This is a genomic window from Pseudokineococcus marinus, assembly GCF_013004605.1.
In the GTDB taxonomy this organism is placed as follows: Bacteria; Actinomycetota; Actinomycetes; order Actinomycetales; family Quadrisphaeraceae; genus Pseudokineococcus; species Pseudokineococcus marinus.
This window is the reverse complement of sequence record NZ_JABEMA010000393.1, coordinates 1-2,333: the sequence shown is the minus strand read 5'-3', so window position 1 is coordinate 2,333 and position 2,333 is coordinate 1. Positions and strand designations below refer to the sequence as shown.

At 77.5% G+C, this 2,333-nt stretch carries 1 protein-coding gene and 1 pseudogene; both read left to right on the top strand.

Annotation, left to right across the window (positions count from 1 at the left end):
* Positions 1–50: 50 nt before the first annotated feature.
* Positions 51–1,790, top strand: coding sequence for a murein biosynthesis integral membrane protein MurJ (gene murJ / locus HLB09_RS15840; RefSeq protein ID WP_171204278.1), 1,740 nt, complete (start codon positions 51–53; stop codon positions 1,788–1,790).
* A gap of 144 nt (positions 1,791–1,934) precedes the next feature.
* Positions 1,935–2,333 (top strand): annotated as a pseudogene (locus HLB09_RS15835) (hypothetical protein); the annotation flags it as partial.

Below are 2,333 nucleotides of genomic sequence, written 5' to 3'. Positions count from 1 at the left end.
CGCCGGGCCGGCGGAGCCGCCCGCACGGGCGCCCCCGTCGAGGAGTCCCCATGAGCACGCCCAGCACGAGCCCCGCCGGGGGCGCCGCACCCCCGCCCGACGCCGGTCCCGACGCGGCGGCCAGCACGAGCGGCGCCGGCGACACCACCGGCGGCGGGCGCGGTCCCGCCGGCGTCCGCTCGCTCCTGCGCTCGAGCACCGTCATGGCGGCGGGCACCGCCGTCAGCCGCGCGCTCGGCCTCGTCCGGTCGGTCGTGCTCGTCGTGGCGATCGGCGCCGTCGGCACGGGCGCCGACGCCTTCGACGTCGCCAACCGGCTCCCGAACATCGTCTACCTGCTCATCGCCGGCGGCGTGCTCAACGCCGTCCTCGTGCCGCAGATCGTGCGCGCCTCGCGCGACCCCGACGGGGGCGCGGCCTTCGTCGACCGGCTCGTCACCCTCATCGTCACGGGGCTCGCCGCGGTCACGGCCCTGTGCATGGTGGCCGCGCCGCTCCTCGTGCGCGCCTACGCGTCGTCGTGGGGCCCGGACGAGCTGCGCCTCGCCACGGCCATCGCCCTGTGGGTGCTGCCGCAGCTCTTCTTCTACGGCCTCTACACGGTGCTCGGCCAGGTCCTCAACGCCCGCGGCAGCTTCGGCCCCTACATGTGGGCGCCCGTCGTCAACAACGTCGTCTCCATCGCGGGCCTCGCGGTCTTCATCGGCCTCTTCGGGCGCGCGGACGAGACGACGGGGCTCGACACCCTCGACCCCACGCAGATCGCCGTGCTCGCGGGGACGGCGACGCTCGGCGTCGTCGCGCAGGCGCTCGTGCTGCTCGTGCCGCTGCGCCGGCTCGGTTTCACGTGGACCCCGCGGTTCGGCGTCCGCGGCGTGGGCCTGCGCAGCGCCGGGACGGTGGCGCTGTGGACCTTCGCCGGCATCCTCGTCTCCCAGGCGGGGTACCTCGTCACCGTGCAGGTGGCGGTCTACGGCTCGCAGGGGGCGGGGGAGCCGGTGCCCGAGGGGGTCGTGCTGCCCGGGCCGGCCGTGCTCGGGTACGCCTACCTCCTGTACGTCCTGCCGCACTCCCTCGTCGCCGTGTCCGTCGTGACGGCCCTCTTCACCCGCCTGTCGGGGCGCATCAGCTCCGGCGACGTCGACGGCGCCCGGGCGGACATGTCCCTCGGCCTGCGGCTCCTCGGCGTCGTCTCGGTCCTGTCCGCGACGGGGCTGGTGGTGCTCGGCGCGCCCGTCGGCGTCCTGCTCTTCGGCCCGGGCGGCGGCGACGTCATCGGCGCGACGGCGGGCGCCATGGCGCTGGGGCTGCCCTTCTACAGCGCCCTCTACCTCGTCCAGCGCGGCTTCTACGCCCGCGAGGACGGCAAGCGGCCGTTCATCGGCGTCGTCGTGGCCGGCGTCGTGTCGGTCGTGCTCAACGTCGTCGTGGCGCTCGTCGTGCCGGCGGAGCTCGTGGTGGTGGGTCTCGGCGTCTCCCAGAGCGTCGGCAACGTGGCGGGCCTCGCCACCGCCCTCGTCCTCCTCCACCGCCGGACGGGCTCCTTCGACGGCGCCCGCGTCCTGCGCCTGCACGTGCGCGTGCTCCTGTCGGCCGTCGTCGCCGGGCTCGCCGGCTGGGGCGCCAGCAGCGGCGTCCAGGCGCTCCTGTCCGGCATCACGAGCCGGCCCACCGCGCTCGCCGTCGTCCTCGTCGCGGGCGCCGTCGTCGTCGGCGTCTACGTCCTCATGCTCCGGGCCACGCGGGTGCGCGAGCTCGACGACGTCCTCGCGCAGGTCCGCCGCCGCTGAGGCCCCCTGTCCCGCGGACGAGCCTCACGGACGGGTCGCCCCGCGCCGCCTACCCTGGCGCCGGCGGGGAGCAGCGGGGGGCGAGGGGCCGTCGGCGGCCCCGGGCGCGGGCACGATCCGCGCGGACGACGGAGGTGGCACGCGGTGGAGGCAGGCAGCCCGCTCGTCGAGGGCGGCGTGCTCGGAGGGCGGTACCGGCTGGTGCGGCCCGTGGGAGGCGGCCGGGGGGACGGCGAGGACGGCCGTCCGGCCGGGCGCCGCGGGGCCCGCACGTGGCGGTGCCACGACGTCGTCCTCGACCGCCCCGTCGACCTCCTGCTCGTCGCCGGGGGCGCCGAGCTCGTCGTCGACGCCGCGCGCCGCGCGGCCCTCGTCGACGACGCCCGGGTGCTGCGGGTCCTCGACGTCGGCGAGGACGCCGGCTGGGCCTACGTCGTCACCGCCGTGGTCCCGGGCGAGACCCTCGCCGCGCTCGTGCACCGCCGCGGGCCCCTGCCGCCGGCGCTCGCGCGCACCCTCGTCGGCGAGGCCGCGCAGGCCCTC

Bases quoted from the DNA above. Each gene is read 5' to 3' on its own strand.
- murJ (WP_171204278.1), top strand. From the start codon at position 51: ATGAGCACGCCCAGCACGAGCCCCGCCGGGGGCGCCGCACCCCCGCCC.